Source organism: Streptomyces sp. NPDC006261, assembly GCF_040613515.1.
GTDB lineage: Bacteria > Actinomycetota > Actinomycetes > Streptomycetales > Streptomycetaceae > Streptomyces.
Genome location: NZ_JBEXSI010000163.1, coordinates 1 through 1,280 on the forward strand (window position 1 = coordinate 1; position 1,280 = coordinate 1,280).

A 1,280-nucleotide genomic window follows, 5' to 3' on the forward strand; every position below is an offset into this window, starting at 1 on the left:
CTAAGGGCTGTCCCGCAAATGATCTATGAGCCGCCCGGGCAGGGTCGGTTGCTGTGCGGTCGTTGGACTATCCGGCGAGGGTGAGGTTGTGCAGGCGTGCGATGCCGAGCATGGCATGGTGGACGCCGTCGCCTTTGAGGCGGCAGTCGCGGAGGATCTTCCAGGTCTTCATACGGGCGAAGACGTGCTCGACGCGGGCGCGGACCTGCTTGTGGGACTTGTTGTGTTCCTGTTTCCAGTCGGGCAGCTCTTCGCCCTTGCGTCGGCGGTGGGGCATGACGAGCCCGGTGCCGGGATAGCCGCCGTCGGCGATCGTCATGGTCGTGCCGACGGCGGCTTTGGCGCCGGATTCCTCCCATGCCTTGCAATCGTTGCGGTTTCCGGCGAGAGGCCGGCCCACGACGACGACCAAGCGGGTGTCGGCGTCGATGACGACCTGGTGGTTCGTGGAGTATCTGTAGTTCTTGGACTGCTCAGCCACGGTGTGGTCGCGGGTGGGGACCAGGGTGCCGTCCACAATGAGCACGGTGTCCTTGGCGAACCGCTTGCGGGGCTGGAGCGCGAGCATCGGCCCGAGATGGTCGATGATGCGGTCCGCCGCCGACTTTGACACCCCGAACAACGGGGCGAGCTGCCGCATCGTCAGGTTCGTACGCCAGTACGCCGCGACCAACAGGGCCCGGTCCTCCAGCGGAAGACTCCACGGCCGACCCTTGCGCACCGGGTCGGCGCCCTCCCGCCGCAGCGCTGTCACGAGCTTCCCGAACTGTCGCGGGCTCAGCCCGGTAAACGGACCTATCCAGGACGGCTCCGACGCCGTGATCACACCAGCCACTGCATGATCATTCCAGTGCTTCGGGTTCACCCTGCTCGAACGCGATGCGGCAGCGTTCCACCTGGTCAGCCACCTGCTCCATGAACCACTGCGTGATCTCGTACGGGATGACGTGCTCGTCAGGGCTATAGATGCGGACGGTCGGCTCCAGATCAGGGTCCTCGTCGGGGACGAGCGCCACCAGGAAGGCCGACCCGGGCAGATGGGTCGCCGCGTTGGGCGTCTCAGCCCACGCGGCTGGCGCAGGCACAGCCTCGCTCAGTTCCACAGCCCAGGAGTCGTCGGGCAAGGCGTAGTGGAACTGGATGGCGTAGTGACGACCTGCATGTTCTCTCAGCTCTGCTGGCATGACGGCAGGCTGCCACAGCACGCGGTCACAGGCCCGGGGATATCAACTGAGGCCCAGTCCCTGGGAAGAAGCCCCGACTTGCGGGACAGCCCTTAG

At 65.9% G+C, this 1,280-nt stretch carries 2 protein-coding genes; both read right to left on the reverse strand.

Annotation, left to right across the window (positions count from 1 at the left end; all coding sequences use genetic code 11):
* Positions 1-67: 67 nt before the first annotated feature.
* Complete coding sequence (locus tag ABZ154_RS35040; protein WP_356838517.1) at positions 68-835, reverse strand: IS5 family transposase; 768 nt, start codon at positions 833-835, stop codon at positions 68-70.
* A gap of 7 nt (positions 836-842) precedes the next feature.
* Entirely contained in the window at positions 843-1,184 is a 342-nt protein-coding gene (locus tag ABZ154_RS35045; protein WP_356838518.1) for a hypothetical protein, read from the reverse strand.
* Between the last annotated feature and the right edge of the window lie 96 nt (positions 1,185-1,280).

Coding starts and splice junctions, on each gene's coding strand:
- ABZ154_RS35045 (WP_356838518.1), bottom strand. CDS start 1,184: ATGCCAGCAGAGCTGAGAGAACATGCAGGTCGTCACTACGCCATCCAG.